Below are 20,792 nucleotides of genomic sequence, written 5' to 3' on the forward strand. Positions count from 1 at the left end.
CAGCACGCTGTGCTGAGCGGAGTGCAAGATGGCGGGGCGATAATTGAGCGGATTGCTCAAGTCAGAACCGAGTTACCGGCCGGAGATGAGCGTTGTGACGCGTGCCACCCTCCTCGACATCCAGATCCTGCGCCGGCTGGTCGACCAGCCCCGCATCGGCATCACCGAGCTGGCCGCCAAGCTCGGCATCGCCCGCAACACCGCGCACGCCCGCGTCGAACGGCTTGAGCGGGACGGCGTCATCGGCCACCGCGGGCGCGACGTCGATCTCGGCGCCCTCGGCTTCGAGCTGACCGCGTTCGTCACCCTGGAGGTGGCGCAGGGGCGGCTCCGGGAGGCCGCCCAGGCGCTGGCTGCGATCCCGCGCGTGCTGGAGGTTCTGGGCATCACCGGTCAAGGCGACCTGCTGGTGCGGGCGGTCGCCCCGAACGGCAAGCAGCTGCACGAGGTGATCGACTCGATCCTGGCCTGCCCTGGCGTTCGGCGCAGCACCACGTCGATCGTGCTGACCGAGCAGGTGCCGTTCCGGCTCGGGCCGCTGCTGGAGGACGAGGAACGCCGGGCCCGCTGAGCCGGGTGCGTTGAGCCGGGCTTGCTGAGCCGGGCTTGGTGAGTCGAGCCCGCTGAGCGGGGTGCGCTGCGTGCTGAGCCGGGTGCGCTGAGCCGGCGTGCTGGGCCTGGCGTGCTGAGTCGGGGTCAGTTGGAAGTGGTGCCGAGTGGGTCCAGGTGCTGTGTCGTGGCGTCGTCCGCGGTGGTCGACTCGCTGAGGTCGCGCCACCGCTCGTCCTCGGCGAGCAGGGCACGGCCCGCGGCGGTGGCGTACTTGTAGGCGTCGGCGCCCACGAGCAGGCGCAGCGGTGGGTCGTCCAGCGCGACGACTTCGAGCACCAGCCGCGCCACCTTGGCGGGGTCGCTCGCCGCCGTCACGCTGCCGTCGCCGTGCCTCGCCGCCATCTCCCCGACGGTCCCGGCGTACTCGGGGCGGACGGGGTCGATCCGCATGGACGATCCGGCCCAGTCGGTGCGCATCCCGCCCGGCTCCAGCACGGTGACCTTGATGCCCAGCGGCGCGACCTCGGCGGCGAGCACCGAGGAGAACCCGCCGACGGCCCACTTCGCCGTCTGGTACGCGCCCAGCCCCGGCGTGGCGAGCCGGCCTCCCACCGACGAGATCTGGATGATCCGCCCGGCCCGCTGCTCGCGCATCACCGGCAGCGCCGCCCGCGTCAGCCGCACCACGCCGAGCAGGTTGGTGTCGAGCTGGGCGCGGAAGTCGTCGAAGCCGACATCCTCGATCGGGGCGATGTTGGCGTAGCCGGCGTTGTTGACCAGGACGTCCAGCCGGCCGAACCGGGACGTCGCGGTCCGCACGGCCTCCTCGGCGGCGCGGTCGTCGGTCACGTCCAGCCGCACGATTGCGAGCCGGTCGCCGTGCTCGGCGGCGAGCTCGTCCAGCGCGGACGGCGCGGACGGCGTGGGCGGCGCGGATGGCGTGGACGGCGTGCGGACGCCGGCTACGACGCGGTGGCCGGCCTCCAGTGCGGCTCGGGTGATCTGCTCGCCGAGGCCGCGGGACGCTCCGCTGATCAAGAAGGTCAGTGGGGTTGTGATGGGCATCGTCGTCCTCCTGGGCTACTAACTAACTGGTTGTTTAGGTACAGGAGACCTCGTTTCGGGCGCGTTGTCAACTGAATGGTTAGTTGATATAGGGTGGCGGCATGGCACGGGACGCGGACGCCACGCGGCGGCGGTTGCTGGACGCGGCGCGACAGGAGTTCGCGGCGCACGGCATCGCGGGCGCCCGCGTCGACCGGATCGCCGCCGCCGCCCGCAGCAACAAGGCGCAGATCTACCACTACTTCGGCAGCAAGGACGGCCTGTTCGACGCCGTCTTCGACGCCATGGTGCGGGAGACGCTCGACGAGGTCCCCATCGACGCCGCGAACCTCCCTGAGTACGCGGGCCGGCTGCACGACTCCTACCGCGAGCGTCCCTGGGTGCAGCGCATCGCGACCTGGTACCGGCTGGAACGCGCCGGGTCCACCGAGCTGCTGTCCGCCGTCGTGGCCAGCAACACCGCGAAGGTGCAGGCCATCGCCGCGGCGCAGGCCGACGGCACGGTTCCGGCGCGCTTCTCCGCCGCGGAGCTCCTCGGCCTGGTCATCCACCTGTCGAGCCTGTGGAGCGCGAGCATGCCGGAGCTGGAGGCGCTGCTCGACGACGACTCGCCGGCCAGGCGGCGGCGGCTCGTTGTGGACGCGGTGGCCGCCCTGCTGGCTTGACGGCGCGGTCGGGTTGGTCGTGGCCCGGGGTTCGCCGGGCTGGCCGGGCTGGCCGGGCTAGCCGGGTTGGGCGGGTTAGCCGGGCTAGCCGGGCTGGCCGAAGAGGCCCGAGGACAGGCGGTAGATGGTGCCGTCCACGCTCACGTAGGCGCGTGCCTGGTACAGGCCCTGGACGCCCATGAAGAACTCGGGTTCGCCCGCATGCCAGGGGGTGAAGCCGCACTGCTCGAACAGTGCGAGGGTCATGGCGCGCGTCACCTCATAGCGGTCCCGCCGCAGGACGAGCTGCTGGACGATGTTGGCGGCGGTGTGCAGCGCGCCCAGCATGGCGTCGGTACCGGTGCCCGGACGCTCGGGGTCGACGAGCGCGAACCGGCGTTCTCCGGCGGGGCTGGACACCGACCACACGCCCCAGGCGCCGCCGAGACGCGCGGCCGAGCAGGCCAGCAGTTCGGCGACGTGCGCGGGTCGCGGATGCCCGCTCAGATCGACCTCATCGGCGGCCCATGACGCCTCGCCGTTGCCTGCGACCAGTTCTCTCGCTCGTGTGGCGCCGTCCCATGCCGACCATGCCCACGTGCCGTCCGGACGGAGGACGCCGATCTCTTGGGCTTGCAGCGGCGGGGCGTCGCCGAAGCGGAGGAGTCCGGTGGTCGGGTCTGGGGTGGGTTGGTCTGGGGTGGGCGGGGTCGTGGTGGTTGGGGTGGTTGGGGTGGGGGTGGTTGGGCCTGTGGTGGTCGGGGTCCAGGTGGGGGGTGTCCGCCAGTCTCGGCCGTTCTCGTTCAGGTGGTCGATCAGCGCGTTCTGGCCGGCGAGGGCGCAGGCCACGGCGGGGGCGGCCGTGGCCAGCAGGGAGGCGGGGACGGGTGCGTCCACCTCCAGTTCGTTGACGAGGAGCAGGTCGGAGCGGCTGTCGTCCTTGCCGGGTACGGCGATCAGGCCCGTCGGCAGTTCGATGTCCTGCCCGCGGACGGTCAGGCCGTGGTGCTCGGCGTAGCCGCGGACCAACGCGTCGGTGTACTGCTGGGCGTCGTAGTCGCCGAGGAGGTCGGCGGCGCGCCGCAGGCAGGTCGTGGCCCGGTCCGCGTCCGGAGCGCCGGACGTCATCTCGGGCGCGTCGGTGACGATGAACGTCAGCGCCCGGCCGCCGTGGCCGTGCCGGATCGCGGCGCTCGCGTCCAGCAGCGCGACCGCCAGGAAGGCGAGGTCGTCGGCGGCGGCGCGGGGATCGTAGAACCCGCCGAGGTCGAGCAGCGGCTCGGCAAGCTCCGGGATGCGGTGCCGCTCGCCGATCTCGCGGAGTCGCTCGGCGTGCGCGGCGATGGGCGTCCCGGCGAATCCGGGGACGACCCAGCTCCATTGGAAGGTGTTGTCCTCTGCATAGCTGCCGAGGGCGCCGGCGTCCATCCTCCGGTCGCCGGACCACGCCACTCCCGCGTCCAGGTTCCTGCGGAAGGCCGTTCCCGCGAGCGCGCGGTTGTGCCGCTCCGACCGTTCCGCGGCCACCCCCAGCCGCGGCGCGGCAAGGGCCAGGAGCGCGTCGCTGAACGTGTCCACATGAACCCCCGTGTTCGTGACGATCGCGATCACCAGAGCGTAGGGGATCGCTTCCGTCCGATTCCTCTGAAATCTGGACCGGGCTTCGGGGGCATCGCCGTGGTCGCGTGCGGCTGGCTGGCTGGCTGGCTGGGTGGGTGGCTGGCTGGCTGGGTGGGTGGCGGAGACGGTGGTGCTCCGATGTGTTGACAATAGGCAGGTAAATACCTGCATAATAGGTCGTGTGAGCTTCGAAGCGATGGACTCGGCCTTCAAGGCGCTGGCCGACCCGACCCGGCGGCTCCTGCTCGACCGGCTGCGCGAGCAGGACGGGCAGACGCTGAGGGAGTTGTGCGAACGCCTGGACATGGCGCGCCAGTCGGCCACCCAGCATCTGGACGTTCTCGTCCGGGCGAATCTCGTGACCGTCGTACGGCGCGGACGGGAACGGCTGCACTACCTCAACCCCGCGCCGATCCACGAGATCGAGCAGCGCTGGATCTCGGAGTTCGACAAGCCGCGCCTGCAAACGCTCAGTGCCATCAAGAACCGGGCAGAGGAGTACGCCATGAACGATGCAACCAACACCGTGCCGAACTACGTCTACGTCACCTACATCCGTGCCAGCGCGGAGCAGGTGTGGCAGGCCCTGACGGACGCGGACCTGACCGCGCGGTACTGGGGACACGCGAACATCTCGGACTGGCAGCCGGGCTCGCCCTGGGAGCACCGGCGCGCGGACGGGTCAGGCGTCGTCGACGTCGTCGGCCGGGTCATCGAGACGGAGCCGCCGACGCGTCTGGTCGTCACCTTCGACGACGCTCCCGATGCTTCCGAGGCCTCCGACGCCGGAGGGGGCAGGGAAGCGTCGGTCGTGACGTTCCTCGTCGAGCCCCACCAGGACATCGTCCGCCTCACCGTGACCCACGAGAACCTCCCCAACCGGGAGATGCTGAACGGCATCTCGAGCGGCTGGCCGACCGTGCTGGCGAACCTCAAGTCGCTGCTGGAGACCGGCGACGTCCTCCCGCAGGCGCCGTGGGAGATGTCTCCCGCGCACACCTGATCGGTGCGCTTCTCGCGCCTTCACTCCGCGCATGACCGCAGCGATCGCTGTGACCGCAAAGGATGAGGAATGGACATCACACCGCTTCAGGATGCTTATCGCACTCTGTTGGATGCTGCCGCCAAGGTGGCCGACGCTGCGGTAGATGTCGTTCCGCCGCCCGGTGAATGGGACGCCGACCAGATCCTGGCGCACGTCACGATCATCAACGGCGTCACCATCGCTGCCGTTGCCGCCGTCGCTTCGGGGATGAACGCGACGTACGACAACCGCATAGCCCAGGATGCCTGGACCATCGACCGAGCCATTGCGGCGGCTGGCGGCAACGCGGGGCTCCGTGATCGCATTCGTTTGAAAGGGGAAGCGCTCTGCGTCCTGGCCGGTCCGATGTTGAGCGACGGTGAATTGGAAACGGTTGTGCCTACTCGGCTCGTTTCCAACGGCGCGCTTCTGGTTGATCAGCCCGTGCCGCTGAGAGAGCTGATCACTGGCCTGGCGGAAAATGAATTGCCTGGGCATGCTGCGCAGCTTCTGGCTCTCTTGCCTGCGTGAAACGCTGCCTGGGTGTGGGGTGTGGGGTGTGGGGTGTGCGTGGGGTAGGGCGAAGAGGTTGAAAGGGGCGGTGGGGGCGGCGCTGCGTACGGGGCCGCCCCTCCAAAGTCAAGGGCGCCTTCGGCGTCGCTTCGCGATGGACTTCGTCCACCCTTGACTTTGGAGCCTCTGCGGCCCCTGAGGCAGCGCCTAAGGGCAGGCTCCGCCTGCCCCGCCTGGTCGCGCCGCCCCCACCGCCCGCCCACGTCCGCGTGTTCGACAAATCGGTATGCCTGGCCGTACCTTTCCGCGAGCAGCAGGAATGCGGCTGGTTTCGGCGTGCAATTGTCGGTTACTTAGGGTACACTTTAGGTATGCAGTCAGTGGCGGTCGACCTTGAGGGCGCGTCCACCATGGAATTGGTGAACGCGCTCTCAGTGATCGCCACTGAACTCGCCCAGCGCCAGGCTCCGGAATCGGCGGCCGCGTGCCTTGAACTCACCGAAGACCTGGCCGCCGCCTGCGATCTGCAAGAAAGCGCGCTGGCCGGTTTCATCGGCCGTGTCGACGCCACCGGCGAGCAGCAAAGGTGGGGATTCCCCTCCACACGGGCATGGCTGCGGTCGAGGCTGGGCATGCGCGAGAACCGAGCCAAGGAACGCCTCACTCTCGCCCGGCAGCGGCATCGGCTGCCGCAGGTAGCTGAGCGGTTGGCGGCAGGAGAGCTGTCGTACGGCTATGCCGCCACGGTCGCCGACTCGGTGGCGCGGCTGGATGACATTGACTGCGCCAAGGCTGAGCGCAAGTTGTTGGAGATGGTCGGTCAGGGGTTCTCTCCGGGGAAGATCGCGGTGTTCGGTCACCGGATCCGCGACGTGATCGCCGAGAACAACGGCACCGAGCGCGAACCCGAGGACGCCAGGCGGGGCTACGCCAAGTCCTGGATCAGCAGTTCTGGTTCGTTGGACGGTGGCCGCTACATCAAGGGCTGGCTGAACGCCGAAGACGCCGCGATCTGGGACGGCACGCTCGCCCCGTTGGCCAAGCCGGCCGGACCCGACGACCACCGCGACGTCGCCGAACGCACCGCCGCAGCCCTGTCCAGTGTGCTGTCCGGTGGGCACAAGGCCACCAAGGTCACCGTCATCTGCGACCTCGAAACGCTGACTGGCGGCAACGCTCCGGGTCGCCTCACTGACGGGACGCCCATCCCGGCGGAGCAGGTGCGCCGCATCGCCCTGTCGGCCGGAGTCTCGCCGCTGATCCTCGGGCGTGGCCACACCCCGCTCTACCTCGGCTATCGGGAGCGGTTCGCCAGTGCGGCGCAGCGGCAAGTGCTGGAGACGCTGTATCCGACCTGCGCGGTGCGGGAGTGTGAGATTCCGGGGACGTTGTGCGAGGTCGACCACGTCCACGGCTGGGCACTCGGGAATTCACCCACCGACATCGATCAGCTCACCCTCACCTGCGGATGGCACAACCGCTTCAAACACAGCACTCCACGCCAGATCGGCGTCAGCAAAGATCCCGACGGGCGGTACGTCTACCGCCTCCTTCCACCCCGAGACAGAGCGGCGCTTCGCGCGACCAGCCCGCCTGGTCTCGGTTGGGCTGCTGCCTGATCAAGGGGCTGGTGTCGTGGGGGGTGGTCCCCATGGGGCTTCGAGGGCTGAGCGCAGGGCCTCGACCTTTTCCGCGCCGATGCGTTCGGCGAGCGTCCGTTCTAGGCGGTCCAGGACGGCCAGCGCGCGGCGGTGGATGCGCTCGCCTTCGGTGGTGCGGCGGATCAGTCGCTGCCGCGCCGAGCCGGGGTCGGGGACCTGCTCCAGCAGGCCCGCGTCCACCAGGCCGTGCACCGCCTGGTGGACGGTCTGCCGCGCCACTCCCATTCGCCGGGCCAGTTCCGAGACCGTGGTGCCGTCGTCGTCCAGGACCGCGAACAGGCCGACCTGGGGTGGGGACACGGGCTGCTCGCCGGTGTCGCGCATGGCCTCGGTGAGCGCTTCGTCGAACCAGCGGCGGGCGTTTGCGAGCAGCCGTGGCAGGTCGTGGCCGGTGGTCGTCATCGGGGTGAAGCCTAGCGGGGGCGGTCGGTTTTCATGTCAGGCGGCCTGACGATAATGTCAGGTAGCCTGACATTGAACGGAGGGACACGCCATGACCATCGAGTACTCCACGCCGTACCGCCGCGCCTCGCGGATCCCGGCCGGGCCGGGGACGCCCTACTTCATCGAGAAGGGGCTCGGTGACCGGGCGCACCTCTTCGGCGACCTGGTCACCGTCTACGCGGGCGGGGAGCAGACCGAGAACGCCTTCAACTTCTTCACCGTCGAGGGGCCCGAGGGCGACCTGATCCCCGCGCACCGCCACCACGACACCCACGAGGTCTTCTACGTCACCGACGGGGCCGTCCGGGTGTTCGTCGAGGACGCTGAGGGGCGCCAGCAGGAGAAGCTGCTGTCGTCGGGGGACTTCGGCTTTGTGCCCAAGAACTGCACGCACGCCTACCGCATCGAGCGCCATCACAGTCGAATCGTCGGTGTTGCGGCGGGGCCGGGCGGGACCTTCGAGCGCTTCTTCGAGAACCTCGGCACGCCCACCGAGGAACTCGGGCTCCCGAACCGGCCGTACGTTCCGGAGCCGGAGAAGTTCGGGATCGTGCCGCAGCGGTTCGATGTGACCTTCCTGCCCGACCACCGGTGGCGGACGCGGTGAGCGCGCTCCGGGACCTCATCGTCGCCCCGCATCCGGACGTCGCGCCCCTGCCGGACGTCGCGCCGCCCGGGGTGCGGGTCATCCGGGGTGTTCCGTACGCCGAGCTGGATGGGGCCCGTCCGCTCGAGGTCGACTTGTGGCTGCCGGGCGGTAACGCCCCGCTGGTGCTGTTCCTGCACGGGGGCGCGTGGCGGCGCGGTCGGCGGGACGACATGGGCATGCGCACCCGCGGGTGGTCGCCCGGGCCGTTCGCCCGGCTCGCCGCCGCCGGGTTCGCGGTGGCGTGCGCGGACTACCGGCTCAGCGGCGAGGCGACGTTCCCCGCCCAGCTCGACGACGTCCGCGCCGCGCTGCGCTGGCTCGTGCTCCGGTCCGCTGAACTCGGTGTCGACCCGGGGCGGATCGTCGTGTGGGGCGAGTCGGCGGGTGGGCATCTGGCTTCCCTTCTCGCCCTCACTTCGGATGAGCCGCGTCTCGCCGGGGCTGTCGTCTGGTACGGGCCGGCCGACCTGACGCTGTCGCCCGGGCCGCCGGAATCGCTGCTGCTTGGTGGTGATCCGGCCGACAAGGCTCGGGCGGCCGGGCCCGTTGCCCATGTCCATGCTGGTGCGCCGCCCTTTCTGCTCGTTCATGGTGAGGACGACACGCTGGTGCCGTGCGCGCACTCGCAGGCCCTCGCGGGGCGGTTGCGGGAGGTGGGCGCGCCGGTTGACCTGCGTCTCGTCCCGTCCGCCGAGCATGGCTGGCACGGCGTCTCCGACGAGGTGGTCGAGTCGATCTTCGACGTCTCGCTGCGGTTCGCGCTGGATGTCAGTCGGTGAAGACGCCGCTGGTGGCGTTGACGAAGGTGCCGGTGATGGCGGCGGCGCCGTCGGAGGCGAGGAACGCGGCGGTGTCGGCGATCTGCGCGAGGGTGGGGGAGCGGCGCAGCAGGCGCATCTCGTCCAGGCGGGTCAGCAGGGCCTGGAAGGCGGCCTCCTCCATGGGCGGGCCGAACTGGGCGAGCTTCTCGGGCGAGAGGGTCTCGGGGAGGCCGGACGTCCAGATGCCGACGACGCGGACGCCGCTCGGGCCGCACTCCTGCGCCAGGTTCCGGACGAGCGCGTCGATCGCGGCGTCCGCCGGTCCGGTGCCGCCCATCATCGGGCTGCCCTTCGCGGAACCGCTGTTCAGCGCGAGGACGACGCCGGAGCCGCGCTCGGCCATGTGCCGGGCGGCGGTCCGCGCGGTGATGAAGTTCGTGGTGACGCCGGTCGTGATCGGGCTGACGAAGTCGTCCACCGGCATCTGGGTGAGGGGCATGCCCTGCACGTCGCCGCGCGTGATCAGGTTGAGGGAGACGTCGATGCCGCCGGCGTCGGCGACGCGCCGGGCGTGCGCCTCGACGGCCTTCTCGTCGAGGGCGTCCAGGACGGTGACGTCCGCGCGGCCGCCGTCGGCGGCGATGGCGGCGGCGACGGTGTCGAGGGGCTCGCGGGTCCGGCCGGCGAGGAAGACCGTGGCGCCCTGGCGGGCGAAGGCCGTCGCGACGGCGGTCCCGATCGAGCCGCCCGCACCGTAGATGATCGCGTTCTTGTTCTCCAGCAGCATGGCGTGTTCCGTTCTCGCGTCGTTGTGGGACGTCTATGGAGACGCACGCGGCCGGGAAACTAATCGGTCACCGTCAGCGGCAGCCCGAAGGCCGGGAACAGGTGGGGTTCGAACGAGGTGATCTCGGCGATCAAGCCCTCTTCGATCCGCAACACGTCCAGGACCTGCGCCCGGTAGACGCGAGTGCCGGGCCGCTGCACGTAACCGCCGAGGGCGAACTGCCCGTTCGCGCGGGTCGGCAGGTGGCGCCAGCGGCCGATGTACGCAGGTGAGGACGGGTCGAAGGTCTGCGAGAGCATGCCGATGATCGCGTCGCGGCCGCCGAACCAGAGCGGGTTCGGGGGCATGGTGATGCGGACGTCCTCGCGCAGCATGGCGGTCATCGCGGACGTGTCGCCGCCGACGGCGGCCTTCATGTAGCGGTCGAGGAGGGCGCGTTCGGCCTCGGACGGGTCGGTGCCGCGCGCCCATTCGTCACGCCGTTCCGGGAGACGATCTCGGAGGGCGGGCCGGGCCCGCTGCAGGGCGCTGTTGACCGAGGCCACGGTCAGGTCGAGCGCGGTGGCGGTGTCGGCGGCGGTCCAGCCGAGCACGTCCCGCATGATCAGGACGGCGCGCTGCCTCGGCGGCAGGTGCTGGATCGCGGCGAGGAACACCAGTTCCAGCGTCTCGGAGGTCTCCGCCGCCGTCTCCGGGTCGTCGGGAAACGGCTGCAACCAGGGCAGGAACGGCGGCGCGGCCACGTCGTTCGACGGCGGGACGGGAGACGGGGCGTACTGCTGCGGGCGGCGTTCGGCGCGGCGCAGGAAGTCCAGGCACGCGTTCGTCGCGATCGTGTAGAGCCAGGTGCGCGGGCTGGAGCGCCCCTCGAAGCCGTCGCGGTTCCGCCACGCCTTCAGCAGCGTCTCCTGGACGAGGTCCTCCGAGTCGTCGTAGGAGCCGACCATCCGGTAGCAGTGCACCTGGAGTTCGCGGCGGTACGGCTCGACCAGCCCGGCGAAGTCGAGCTCGTCGCCGTCCCGGAGCGGATTCGTCACGGGCTCCGGCGTGACGGATCGCGCCGCGTCCTTCGCCACGCGCGCGATGCGGCGCAGCCGCCCGACCGACGACGACAGGTCCCGCACGTCGGAGTAGAACGGCGCGGGCTCCTCGGGGGCGAGCCCCTTCACGCGGCGCTCGATGTCGGAGATGAGGTCGTGGACGGTCTCGCCGCCGGCCTGCCGCGTCCGGTACGCCTTCTGCCGGCACGCGGCCGAGCAGTACACCGACGCGCGTCCGGGCCGCCCGTCGGGGCGCGCCAGCGCCTTCCCGCACACCCGGCACGTGCCCTCCGTCATGCGCCCAGAGCCTAGGGCACGTCAGGGCTTGCGCTGGAGCAGCAGGACGGCGACGTCGTCGGAGGCCCGTTCGCGGCCGATCAGCGCGGCCATCACCGCCGCGCCGACCTGTTCGGGCGGGCCCGCGTAGACGGCGTCGCACAGCCGCGCGATGCCGCTGTCGACCGAGTTGTCCCGCCGCTCGATCAGCCCGTCGGTGTAGAAGCACAACAGGGCGCCGGGAGGGAGGTCGAACACGGTGGTCGTCCGGGGGGTCTCCGTGGTGAAGCCGATCAGCAGGTCCTGCTTCATGTCGACGGTCTCCGCCGGGCTCTCCGGCAGGGCGATGACCGGGGGCGGGTGGCCGGCCGAGGAGACCCGGACCCGGTCCAGGGACGGGCTGCAGATCGCGTACAGCACGGTCGCCGTCGCGTTGGGCTCGAAGTGCAGCATCTTCCGGTCGAGCTTGCCCAGCACCTGCGCCGGATCGGCCGTCTCCAGCGCGTACGCGCGCAGCGAGCTGCGCATCCGGCCCATCACGACGGCGGCCGGCAGCCCGTGCCCCGCCACGTCCCCCATGACGATGCCGATCTCGCCGGAGGGGAGGGTGAAGACGTCGTACCAGTCGCCGCCGACGTTCTCCTTGCCGGGACGGTAGCGGGCGGCCATCTCCAGGCCGGGGATGTCCGGGAGGCTGGACGGGACCAGGCTGCGTTGCAGTTCCAGGGCGCCGGCGCGCTCGGCCCGGCTCGTCAGCGTCTGCACGGCCATGGCGACGCGCGCCGCCGCGAGCTGCAGGAACTCGGTCTCGTCCGCGGTGAACCGGCGCGGTGCCAGCGTGCCGACGTGCATGACCCCGACCAGGTGCCCGCCGCCGATGAGGGGGACGCCGAGCAGGGAGTGCAGGCCCCGCTGGACCAGCAGCGGGTTGAACACGCCCGCGTGGGCCACGTCGGCGATGTAGACCGGCCGGCGCTCGGCGGCGACGCGTCCGGCGAAGCCCTGGCCCACGGGCACGTGCGCGCCCTGGCTGACCTCCTCCTCTATGCCCTTCGCCACCGTCGCCTCGAGCAACCGCCCCTGCCGGTCCAGGAGCAGCACGACGGCGGTGTCGACCTCGAGGATGGAGCGGACGCGGTCGAGGAGGGTGTCGAGGAACTCGTCGACGCCCATATGGGCGAACGCCTCATCGGTGATCGCCTGGATGTTCTCGAGCTTGCGGGCGAGGCCTTCCAGGGCGTCGGCGGGTCTCTCCATCCCCGTCATCGTATGCCTGATACCTGGCCCTTTACCGATGGTGCCGGGGGTTTGGGGGAAGTCATTGCTTTTCCGGAATGGCCGGATTCCGGTGGGTGTCTCACCGGAGGCACCGCCGGACGCCCCCGGCGATCTCCAGGTCCTCGCGGGCGGTGACGACGAGGGTGCGGACTGCTGCGCCGGGCGCCGTGACGTCGGTGTCGCCGCGGGCGTCGTCGTTGCGGTGCGGGTCGACGGAGACGCCGAGGAACGCGAGGTCCTCGGCGAGGCGGTGCCGGACGGACGGGTCGTGCTCGCCGACGCCGCCGGTGAAGACGAGCGCGTCCAGGCCGCCGAGGGTGGCGGCCATCGCGGCGGCGCAGGCGCGCAGGCGGTGGTGGTAGACGTCGAGGGCCGCGAGGGCGGTGGCGTCGCGGGCCTCGGCGCGCTGGCGGATCTCGCGCATGTCGCCGGTCCCGGTGAGCCCGCGCAGGCCGGAGCGGCTCTCCAGGGCGTCGTCCACCTCCGGTGCGGGGACGCCGTGCTTGATCAGCCACAGCGGGATACCGGGGTCGACGCTGCCCGCGCGGGACGCCATGACGAGGCCCTCCAGGGGCGTGAAGCCCATCGTGGTGTCGACGGAGCTGCCCTCGGCGACGGCGGCCAGCGACGCGCCCGACCCGAGGTGGCAGATCACCATCCGGGACGGGACGGAACCGAGGAGCTCGCCGGTGCGGCGGACGGCATAGGAGTACGACAGGCCGTGGAAGCCGTAGCGGCGCAGGCCGAACCGCTCGCGCCACTCGGCGGGCAGCGCGTAGGTGGCGGCGGCGTCCGGCAGGGTGGCGTGGAAGGCGGTGTCGAAGCAGGCCACGGCCGGGACGTCCGGCAGCGCGTCGGTGATCTCCGACAATGCGTGCAGCGACGCGGGCTGGTGCAGCGGCGCGAGGTCGGCGAGCGCGTGCAGGCGTTCGGCGACCGCCGCGTCGACGACGACCGGTCCGGTGAAGTCGGGGCCGCCGTGCACGAACCGGATGCCGACCGCGTCCGGCCGGGGCATGTCCGCGACCATCGGCGCGATCTCGTGGCGGGCGCCGGCGTTCTCGGTGACGACGGTGCCGTCGGGGTCGAGGAGGCTCAGCTTGAGGCTGCTCGACCCCGGATTGACGGTGAGGATGCGCATCGGCACGTCCCCCTAGTAGGGCCAGGTCCAGTCGCGGACCTCGGCCGCGTCCTCGCCGTGCTCGCGGGTGTAGGCGCGCAGGGCTAGGCGCTGGTCGGCCATGCGCTGGCGGATGTGGGCGACGCGGCCGCCGAGCGACGGGACGCGGTCGATGACGTCCATGACGAGGTGGAAGCGGTCCAGGTCGTTCAGCATCACCATGTCGAACGGGGTCGTGGTGGTGCCCTCCTCCTTGTAGCCGCGGACGTGCAGGTGCTCGTGGCCGTGGCGGCGGTAGGCGAGCCGGTGGATCAGGTACGGGTACCCGTGGAACGCGAAGATGACCGGCTTGTCGGTGGTGAAGAGCGCGTCGTAGTCGCGGTCGGGCAACCCGTGCGGGTGTTCGGTGTCGGGCTGCAGCCGCATGAGGTCCACCACGTTCACCACGCGGACGCGCAGGTCGGGGAAGAGCTGGCGGAGGATGTCGACGGCGGCGAGCGTCTCCAGCGTGGGGATGTCGCCGGCGCACGCCATGACGACGTCGGGATCGGCGCCGCCATCCGTGGAGGCCCACTCCCAGATGCCGATGCCGCGCGTGCAGTGGGCGATCGCCTGGTCCATCGGCAGCCAGTTCAGCGCCGGCTGCTTCCCGGCGACGATGACGTTGACGTAGTCGCGGGAGCGCAGGCAATGGTCGCCGACCGACAGCAGCGTGTTGGCGTCCGGCGGCAGGTAGACCCGGACGATCTCCGGCTTCTTGTTCAGGACCACGTCGAGGAAGCCGGGGTCCTGGTGGGTGAAGCCGTTGTGGTCCTGCCGCCACACGTGCGACGACAGCAGGTAGTTCAGCGACGCGATCGGCCGCCGCCACGGCAGGTGCCGCGTGACCTTCAGCCACTTGGCGTGCTGGTTGAACATCGAGTCGACGATGTGGACGAACGCCTCGTAGCTGTTGAACAGCCCGTGCCGCCCGGTCAGCAGGTAGCCCTCCAGCCAGCCCTGGCACAGGTGCTCGCTGAGCACCTCCATGACCTGCCCGTGCGGCGCCTGGTGCTCGTCGGTGTCCAGCCGCTCGCCCTCGAAGACCCGGTCGGTCGCCTCGAAGACGTCGCCGAGCCGGTTGGACGCGGTCTCGTCGGCGCCCATGATGCGGAAGTTGGACGGGTTGGCCCTCACCACGTCGCGCAGGAACGAGCCGAACACGCGGGTCGCCTCCGACGTCGTCGTGCCGGGCTTGCCGACCGGGACGGCGTATTCGCGGAAGTCGGGCAGCGTCAGCGGCCGCAGGAGGAGCCCGCCGTTGGCGTGCGGGTTGGCGCTCATCCGCCGCTCGCCCTCGGGCGCCTGCTCGGTCAGCGCGGGGATGGGGCGCCCCTCCTCGTCGAAAAGCTCGTCGGGACGGTAGGAGCGCAGCCAGTCCTCCAGCTGGGCCAGATGCTCGGGGTTGTCGCAGACCCCCGAGAGCGGCACCTGGTGGGAACGCCACGTGTTCTCGACCGGCAGGCCGTCGACCTCCTTCGGGCCCGTCCAGCCCTTCGGCGACCGCAGGACGATCATCGGCCAGCGGCGCCGCGGGACGTCCCCGCCCTCGCGGGCGGCCCGCTGGATGTCGGCGATCTCGTCGAGCGCCTGGTCGAGCGCGACGGCCATCTTCCGGTGCATCGACTCCGGCTCGTCGCCGCTGACGATGATCGGCCGGTGCCCGTAGCCGTCGAGGAGCTGGACGAGCTCCTCCTCGGAGATCCGCGCCAGCACCGACGGGTTCGCGATCTTGTAGCCGTTCAGGTGCAGGATCGGCAGCACCGCCCCGTCGCGGACGGGGTCGAGGAACTTGGTGGAGTGCCACGACGCCGCGAGCGGCCCGGTCTCGGCCTCGCCGTCGCCGACGATGCACGCGACGACCAGGTCCGGGTTGTCGAACGCGGCGCCGTAGGCGTGCGCCAGCGAGTAGCCCAGCTCGCCGCCCTCGTGGATCGAGCCCGGCGTCTCCGGCGCGACGTGGCTCGGGATGCCGCCGGGGAACGAGAACTGCCGGAACAGCCGCCGCATCCCCGTCCCGTCGCGCGACACGTCCGGATAGACCTCGCTGTAAGTGCCCTCCAGCCACGCGTTCGCGACCGCCGCGGGGCCGCCGTGCCCGGGGCCCATGATGTAGATCATGTCGAGGTCGCGGGCCCTGATGACCCGGTTCAGGTGGGCGTAACAGAAGTTCAGGCCGGGCGAGGTGCCCCAGTGCCCGAGCAGCCGCGGCTTGATGTGCCGGCGCCGGAGCGGCTCGCGCAGCAGAGGGTTGCCCAGCAGATAGATCTGCCCTACCGAAAGGTAATTCGCGGCTCTCCAGTACGCGTCGATCCGGCGGACCTCGTCGTCGGACAGGGGGACGGACGCGGTGGCGGCCTCGGTCATGGCGCGGTCCCTTCGGTACTCGGCGGACGCCCGGAAAGGACGACCTCCCCGCAATCGCCCCCGCCAACCGCAGCGGCCCCCCGGTTAACGGCAGCGGCCCCGTCAACCGCAGCGGCCCGGTCAACCGCAGCGGCGGAGCCTCGGACGCGGCGGGGCGGCGGGCGGCGGCGCCCAGGGCAGGGCGAACGGGCACGGCCCGTCGCCGCGCAGCCCGCCGCCGCGGGAGGCCGCGATGAGCTGGGCCTCGCCGAACTCCTCGTCCTCGGCGGCCGCGCGGACGAGATGGCCGTAACCGGGCAGGCGGCGCGCCCAGCCGTCCGGGGCGCCGGCCTGCAGGTCGAGCCGGATGGGGGAGCCGGCCTGCGAGGTCTCGAACGGCCCGAGCCCGCTGGCGAGCCGCCACCGGGGCGCGGCCAGGGCGTCCTCCGGCTCCGCGCCGGTCAGCAGCCGGACCAGGACCTGCAGGACGATCTGCGGCTGGATGCCGCCGCCGGTGCAGCCGGCGACCGCGCGGAACGTGCCATCGGGACCGGTCGCGAGGACCGGGACGAGGGTGTGCGGCGGGCGGCGCCGCGGCCCGTACTCGGCGGGCGCGCCGGGCGCCAGCGTGAAACCGGTGCCGCGGTTGTGGAGGTTGATCCCGGTCGCGGGCTCGAACAGCAGCGCGCCGAGGCCGTTGCCGTTCGACTGCTGGAGCGAGATCGCCGTGCCCCGGCCGTCCACGACGCAGACGCAGGTCGCGTCGCCGGACGCGATCGTCCCGCGCCGCCGCTCGTGCCGGTCCGGGTCGATCGCGGCGCGGAGCGCGTCGACGCGGCCCGGCGGAACGGGCGTCCCGGGACGCTCGACGGCGGCGGCCAGCAGGGACTCGGCCAGCAGGTGCGCCCAGCCGGGGTCGGCGGGATCGGGCAGGTCGAGGCCGGCGGCGACGGCGAGCGCGGTGAGCAGCACGTGGCCTGGCGAGTTCGGCGGCGCCGTCCACACGTCGTGCCCGAACGCGCGGACACCGAGCGGGTGCTGCCAGTCGGCGGCGGGCTCGGCGAGGTCGGACGGCGCGAAGAGGCCGCGGCCCATGCGCAGCAGGCCGGCGCCGAACTCGCCCTCGTAGAATCCCGCGCGGCCCGCCGCGGCCACGGCGCGCAGCGCGCGGCCGATACCGGGCCGCCTCACCTGCTCGCCGGGGCGGGACGGCCACGCGAGCCCGTCCGTGCCGGGCGCACCGGCGGCGTCCCGGCAGGCGGCGACGAGCCCGGGCGTGGCGGTGAAGCCCCGCTCCGCGTGCAGGACGGCCGACTCCAGCACCTCGGCGAGCGGCATCCGGCCGTAGCGGTCGTGCAGCGCCAGCCAGCCGTCCACGCAGCCGGGGACGGTCACCGACCGGACGTCGTGCCGGACGGGCATCCGGCGGCGGCCCTCCGCGCGCAGCGCCGCGGCGTCCGCGCCCGACCCGGCGCGGCCGGAGGCGTTCAGCGCGACGGGCGGCCCGGGGCCGTCCCGCCCGGGTGCGTGGACCAGCGCGAACAGGTCGCCGCCCATCCCGCAGCACTGCGGCGCGACCACCGCCAGCACGGCGTTCGCCGCCACCGCGGCGTCGGCCGCGGACCCGCCGGCCCGCAGGATCGCCAGGCCCGCCGACGACGCGCGGTGATCGCCGGTGCAGATCATCGCCCGGTCGGCGGTGCCGGTGATCTCCTGCTGATCCACCGGCGCGTTCACGTACTCGACGGTAGTTGCCGAAAGCCCCAGATGAAAGGCCTTGTCAGCGCATTTGACAGCGGAACCGGGGTGCGGTGAGGGCGGGCGGGGAGGCCACGGCGGCGGGTGCGCGCCTTCGGACCGCGCCGCCGTGGCCCCGTCCCCCCACCCGGCTGTGGACGGCACCGGTTACAGGGGCGGCGGCCGGGGCCGCCGCCCCGCCCCCCAGCGAACCGGCGGGAACGCCTCCACAAGGTGCGATGAAGCTTGCCGTGTACCCGCGCGTAGGTTCACGCGTCCGGCGGCTCCGTCGACGAACGGCCGGTTTCCTGCGGCGAGCGGGGGGCCTGGCATGCTGTCCGAACGTTTGGGCAAGCCCTTCGGCGGCGGCACCACGGGAGGTGCGATGGCCGGCTTCTTCGCCGGACGGACGCTCGACGGCCTCGGCCGCGACCTGCGGTCGGGCGCCGCGACGGCCCCCGGCCTGCTCGACCGCGCGCTGGAGTCGATCGACCCGTCCCTCAACGCGTTCGCCACCGTGGACGTCGAGGGCGCGGCGGCCGCCGCCCGCACCGCAGGCGAGGAGCTCGCCGCCGGCCGCGACCGCGGCCCGCTGCACGGCGTCCCCGTCGCGGTCAAGGACATCATCGACGTCGCCGGCCTGCCCACCGGGATGGGCTCGGCCCATTTCGCCGGGCACGTCGCCGGACGCGACGCCGCCTGCGTCGAGGCCCTGCGCGCCGCGGGCGCGGTCATCGTCGGCAAGACCACCACGCACGAGTTCGCCTACGGCGCGAGCGGCGACACCGCCGTGAACGGACCGTCCCGCAACCCGCACGACCCGTCCCGCATTTCCGGCGGGTCCAGCGGCGGCAGCGCGGTGGCGGTCGCCGCAGGGATGGTGCCGCTCGCCATCGGCACCGACACGGGAGGGTCGGTCCGCATTCCCGCGGCCCTCTGCGGCATATCCGGGTTCAAGCCCGCCTACGGCGAGATCCCCACCGGCGGCGTCTTCCCGCTGTCGACCTCGTTCGACCACGTGGGCGTGCTCGCCGCGACGCCCGCCGACTGCCGGACGGCCTACCGGGTCCTCGGGCGGCCCGCGCACGGCGGGGAGTCCCGGCTACCCGACGGCATCCGGGTGGCGTGGATCGAGGGGACGCCGGTCGCGCCCGACGTCGCCGAGACCGTCCGGCGGCTGGTCCCCGGCGCGGACGCGGTGCGGCTGGACCTGCCGGAACTGCGCCGGATCTTCGCCGCGATCCAGGACAGCGAGGCCTGCGAGGTGCACGCCGAGCGGGTCGCGGACGCGCCGGAGCTGTTCCAGCCGGTCACGCTCGACCGGCTGCGCCGCGCCGGAGAGACGCGCGGCTGGCGCTTCGTCCGCGCCGCCCGCGAACGGACGCGCTACGCCGCCGAGGTCGCCGACCTCATGCGCCGGTACGAGGTGCTGGCCTCGCCGACCGTCCCGATCGTCGCGCCGGAGATCGGGCGGCCGGACTGCGAGCTGGGCCCGGTCCAGCCCGCCCTGCTGAGCCTGACCTGCGCCTGGAACGTCCTCGGCCTGCCCGCGCTGAGCGTCCCCGCCGGGACCGTCCGCGGACTGCCCGCCGGGTTGCAGCTCGTCACCCGCGCGGGCGACGAGGACCTGCTGTTCGACCTCGCCGAAAGGATCACCGCGTGAGGTGCTCGGTGAGCGCCTCGGTGACCAGGGACGGCGGGAGCGCGGTGCGGGCCGCGAGGCGGACGACCTGACGGGCCGCCCCGGACGGGCGCGCCGCGATCGGAGCGCAGGCGGCGCGCAGGGCCGCGAGACGCTGCTCCGGCGTGCCGAGCGAACCGCCCGCGCGGGCCGCCGCCGCGTCCACGACCGCGTCCATCAGCGGGACCGTCTCCCGCAGGGCCTGACGCAGCGCCGCGCCGCCCTGCCCGGCCAGCACACCGGCGGGGTCGCGGCCCTCGGGCAGCCGCGCGCGGTCGAGTGGGCCGGAGATCCGGCTCAGCACGTCCCACGCGCGGACGGCGGCCGAGCGCCCGGCCGGGTCGTCGTCCAAGGCGACCACGACGCCCGTCGCCGCGAGGTCGGCGGCGTCCGCCAGCGCGGCCAGGTGGGCCGAGGTCAGCGACAGGCCGCAGGTCGCGACCGGTGCGAACTCGCGCGACCCCGCCATCGCTACGGCGACGGCGTCCAGCGGCCCTTCGACCAGCACGGGACGCGCGCCCGCCGCGAGCCGCTCGCGGGCCTCGTGCAGGCCGTAGAGGAGCTCGCGCTTGTGGAAGAAGTCGGTGTCGGGGCCGTTGAGGTACTTCGGGCCCTCCGCCGCGTCGGGGCGGCGGCCGATGAACCCGGCGACCGCGCCGTCCGGCCGCCGGATGGCGAACATCGCGCGGTCCCGGAACATGTCGTGCAGCCGTCCCGCATGCCCGGGACGCGCCAGCCCCGCCGCCACGATCGCCTCGTCGGCGTGGCCGAGGGATCGCAGGTGGTCGGCGAGCGCGTGCGGGGCGTCCGGCGCGTAGCCGATCTGGTGGCGGCGCTGCACCGACGGCGGGAACCCGCGCCCGTCCAGGTAGCCGGGCACCCAGCTGCCCTTGAGGCGGGACCGGAAGAAGCGCTGCGCGTCCGGCAGCACCCCGCCGGACGGATCGCGCGCGCGGTCGTGGACGCGGCGCGCCGTCCGCAGGATCCGGTCGCCGACCGCCGGGCCCGCCCAGAACGCGTTCACCGGGAACACCGGCGGCTCCGGATCAAGACCCAGCCACGCCAGCACCAGGTACGCGACCGAGTCCGCCTCCACCCGCCGGACGCCCTGGTCACCCTGGCAAAGCTCACCGGCCAACCGGCGGACGAGCCCTTCGGACACCGGCGACCGCCCGGATGCGGCAGGTGGCAGCGGCAGACCGGTCGTCTGCGCGATGTCGAACACCGCGTACGGCCGCCCCGTGCGCGACAGCACGCGGATGCCGGTCTCGCCCCGGCCGACCTGCCGTCCGGCGGCCCGCCAGTCCTCGTAGGTCCGGACGTCGGTCGCGGCGCGCCACTGGGCGCCGATCAGCAGCGTGTTGACGTAGCCGTGGCGGCGCCCGTGCAGTACGGCACGGTCGAGCCACCACGTCCACGGACGGGTGCCGTCGCGCAGCAGTGCCGTCTCGTGGGCGGCCATGTCGCGCAGCAGCGCGGCCAGCCGCCGGCGGTCGTCCTCCCAGGGGGTCGCGGTCACGGGTCTCCCTCGCCTTCGCGGTCGGACGGGGAAGCC

At 72.6% G+C, this 20,792-nt stretch carries 18 protein-coding genes; 8 read left to right on the forward strand and 10 right to left on the reverse strand.

From position 1 onward, the window contains the following. Positions 1–85: 85 nt before the first annotated feature. Complete coding sequence (locus tag QP089_RS15175) at positions 86–571, forward strand: Lrp/AsnC family transcriptional regulator (protein WP_285912226.1); 486 nt, start codon at positions 86–88, stop codon at positions 569–571. Between the two features lie 125 nt (positions 572–696). Here the strand turns inward: QP089_RS15175 and QP089_RS15180 are convergent, their stop codons facing one another. Next, on the reverse strand, positions 697–1,617 hold the full coding sequence (locus tag QP089_RS15180; protein ID WP_285912227.1) for an SDR family NAD(P)-dependent oxidoreductase: 921 nt from the start codon (positions 1,615–1,617) through the stop codon (positions 697–699). 101 nt (positions 1,618–1,718) lie between these two features. Here QP089_RS15180 and QP089_RS15185 point away from each other — a divergent pair, with 101 nt between their 5' ends. After that, positions 1,719–2,282, forward strand: coding sequence for a TetR/AcrR family transcriptional regulator (locus tag QP089_RS15185; RefSeq protein ID WP_285912228.1), 564 nt, complete (start codon positions 1,719–1,721; stop codon positions 2,280–2,282). An 84-nt stretch (positions 2,283–2,366) separates the two neighbouring features. On the opposite strand, the gene QP089_RS15190 is transcribed toward QP089_RS15185, so the two are convergent. Then, complete coding sequence (locus tag QP089_RS15190; protein ID WP_285912229.1) at positions 2,367–3,839, reverse strand: DUF6882 domain-containing protein; 1,473 nt, start codon at positions 3,837–3,839, stop codon at positions 2,367–2,369. 223 nt (positions 3,840–4,062) lie between these two features. Between QP089_RS15190 and QP089_RS15195 the strand changes: the two genes are divergently transcribed. The 3 genes from QP089_RS15195 (at position 4,063) to QP089_RS15205 (ending at position 7,037) form a co-directional block, all read left to right on the forward strand. Continuing rightward, positions 4,063–4,884 carry an ArsR/SmtB family transcription factor gene (locus QP089_RS15195; RefSeq protein WP_285912230.1) on the forward strand — a complete coding sequence of 274 codons (822 nt, stop codon included), beginning with the start codon at positions 4,063–4,065 and terminating at the stop codon, positions 4,882–4,884. Between the two features lie 69 nt (positions 4,885–4,953). After that, a complete protein-coding gene (locus QP089_RS15200; RefSeq protein WP_285912231.1) occupies positions 4,954–5,436 on the forward strand; it encodes a hypothetical protein in 483 nt (160 codons plus the stop codon). A gap of 353 nt (positions 5,437–5,789) precedes the next feature. Beyond that, complete coding sequence (locus QP089_RS15205) at positions 5,790–7,037, forward strand: HNH endonuclease signature motif containing protein (RefSeq protein WP_285912232.1); 1,248 nt, start codon at positions 5,790–5,792, stop codon at positions 7,035–7,037. On the opposite strand, the gene QP089_RS15210 is transcribed toward QP089_RS15205, so the two are convergent. Next, complete coding sequence (locus tag QP089_RS15210; RefSeq protein WP_285912233.1) at positions 7,038–7,481, reverse strand: MarR family winged helix-turn-helix transcriptional regulator; 444 nt, start codon at positions 7,479–7,481, stop codon at positions 7,038–7,040. It lies immediately after the preceding gene. Positions 7,482–7,572: 91 nt separating this feature from the next. Between QP089_RS15210 and QP089_RS15215 the strand changes: the two genes are divergently transcribed. Together QP089_RS15215 and QP089_RS15220 are read left to right on the forward strand one after the other, a co-directional pair. Next, positions 7,573–8,130: a quercetin 2,3-dioxygenase gene (locus QP089_RS15215; protein ID WP_285912234.1), complete on the forward strand. Its 558-nt coding sequence runs from the start codon at positions 7,573–7,575 to the stop codon at positions 8,128–8,130. Next, positions 8,127–8,951 carry an alpha/beta hydrolase gene (locus QP089_RS15220; RefSeq protein ID WP_285912235.1) on the forward strand — a complete coding sequence of 275 codons (825 nt, stop codon included), beginning with the start codon at positions 8,127–8,129 and terminating at the stop codon, positions 8,949–8,951. Before QP089_RS15215 ends, QP089_RS15220 begins: the two co-directional genes overlap by 4 nt. On the opposite strand, the gene QP089_RS15225 is transcribed toward QP089_RS15220, so the two are convergent. The 6 genes from QP089_RS15225 to QP089_RS15250 form a co-directional block, all read right to left on the reverse strand. Continuing rightward, complete coding sequence (locus QP089_RS15225) at positions 8,941–9,720, reverse strand: SDR family NAD(P)-dependent oxidoreductase (RefSeq protein WP_285912236.1); 780 nt, start codon at positions 9,718–9,720, stop codon at positions 8,941–8,943. The two genes, QP089_RS15220 and QP089_RS15225, sit on opposite strands and share 11 nt — an antisense overlap. Before the next feature lie 59 nt (positions 9,721–9,779). Then, positions 9,780–11,057 (reverse strand): sigma-70 family RNA polymerase sigma factor, encoded by a 1,278-nt coding sequence (locus QP089_RS15230; protein ID WP_285912237.1) that lies wholly within the window; start codon positions 11,055–11,057, stop codon positions 9,780–9,782. A 21-nt stretch (positions 11,058–11,078) separates the two neighbouring features. Then, complete coding sequence (locus QP089_RS15235) at positions 11,079–12,293, reverse strand: PP2C family protein-serine/threonine phosphatase (protein WP_285912238.1); 1,215 nt, start codon at positions 12,291–12,293, stop codon at positions 11,079–11,081. Positions 12,294–12,393: 100 nt separating this feature from the next. Beyond that, on the reverse strand, positions 12,394–13,455 hold the full coding sequence (locus QP089_RS15240; RefSeq protein ID WP_285912396.1) for an acetate/propionate family kinase: 1,062 nt from the start codon (positions 13,453–13,455) through the stop codon (positions 12,394–12,396). Between the two features lie 12 nt (positions 13,456–13,467). Further along, entirely contained in the window at positions 13,468–15,840 is a 2,373-nt protein-coding gene (locus tag QP089_RS15245) for a phosphoketolase family protein (protein ID WP_285912239.1), read from the reverse strand. Between the two features lie 120 nt (positions 15,841–15,960). After that, on the reverse strand, positions 15,961–17,556 hold the full coding sequence (locus tag QP089_RS15250) for a gamma-glutamyltransferase (RefSeq protein WP_285912240.1): 1,596 nt from the start codon (positions 17,554–17,556) through the stop codon (positions 15,961–15,963). A 331-nt stretch (positions 17,557–17,887) separates the two neighbouring features. On the opposite strand from QP089_RS15250, the gene QP089_RS15255 reads away from it, so the two are divergent. Then, entirely contained in the window at positions 17,888–19,219 is a 1,332-nt protein-coding gene (locus QP089_RS15255) for an amidase (RefSeq protein ID WP_285912241.1), read from the forward strand. Here QP089_RS15255 and QP089_RS15260 read toward each other — a convergent pair. Further along, positions 19,209–20,756, reverse strand: coding sequence for a toprim domain-containing protein (locus QP089_RS15260; RefSeq protein ID WP_285912242.1), 1,548 nt, complete (start codon positions 20,754–20,756; stop codon positions 19,209–19,211). The two genes, QP089_RS15255 and QP089_RS15260, sit on opposite strands and share 11 nt — an antisense overlap. Positions 20,757–20,792 lie beyond the last annotated feature (36 nt).

Origin of the sequence: Actinomadura opuntiae, from assembly GCF_030283205.1 — a bacterium.
Lineage (GTDB): Bacteria > Actinomycetota > Actinomycetes > Streptosporangiales > Streptosporangiaceae > Spirillospora.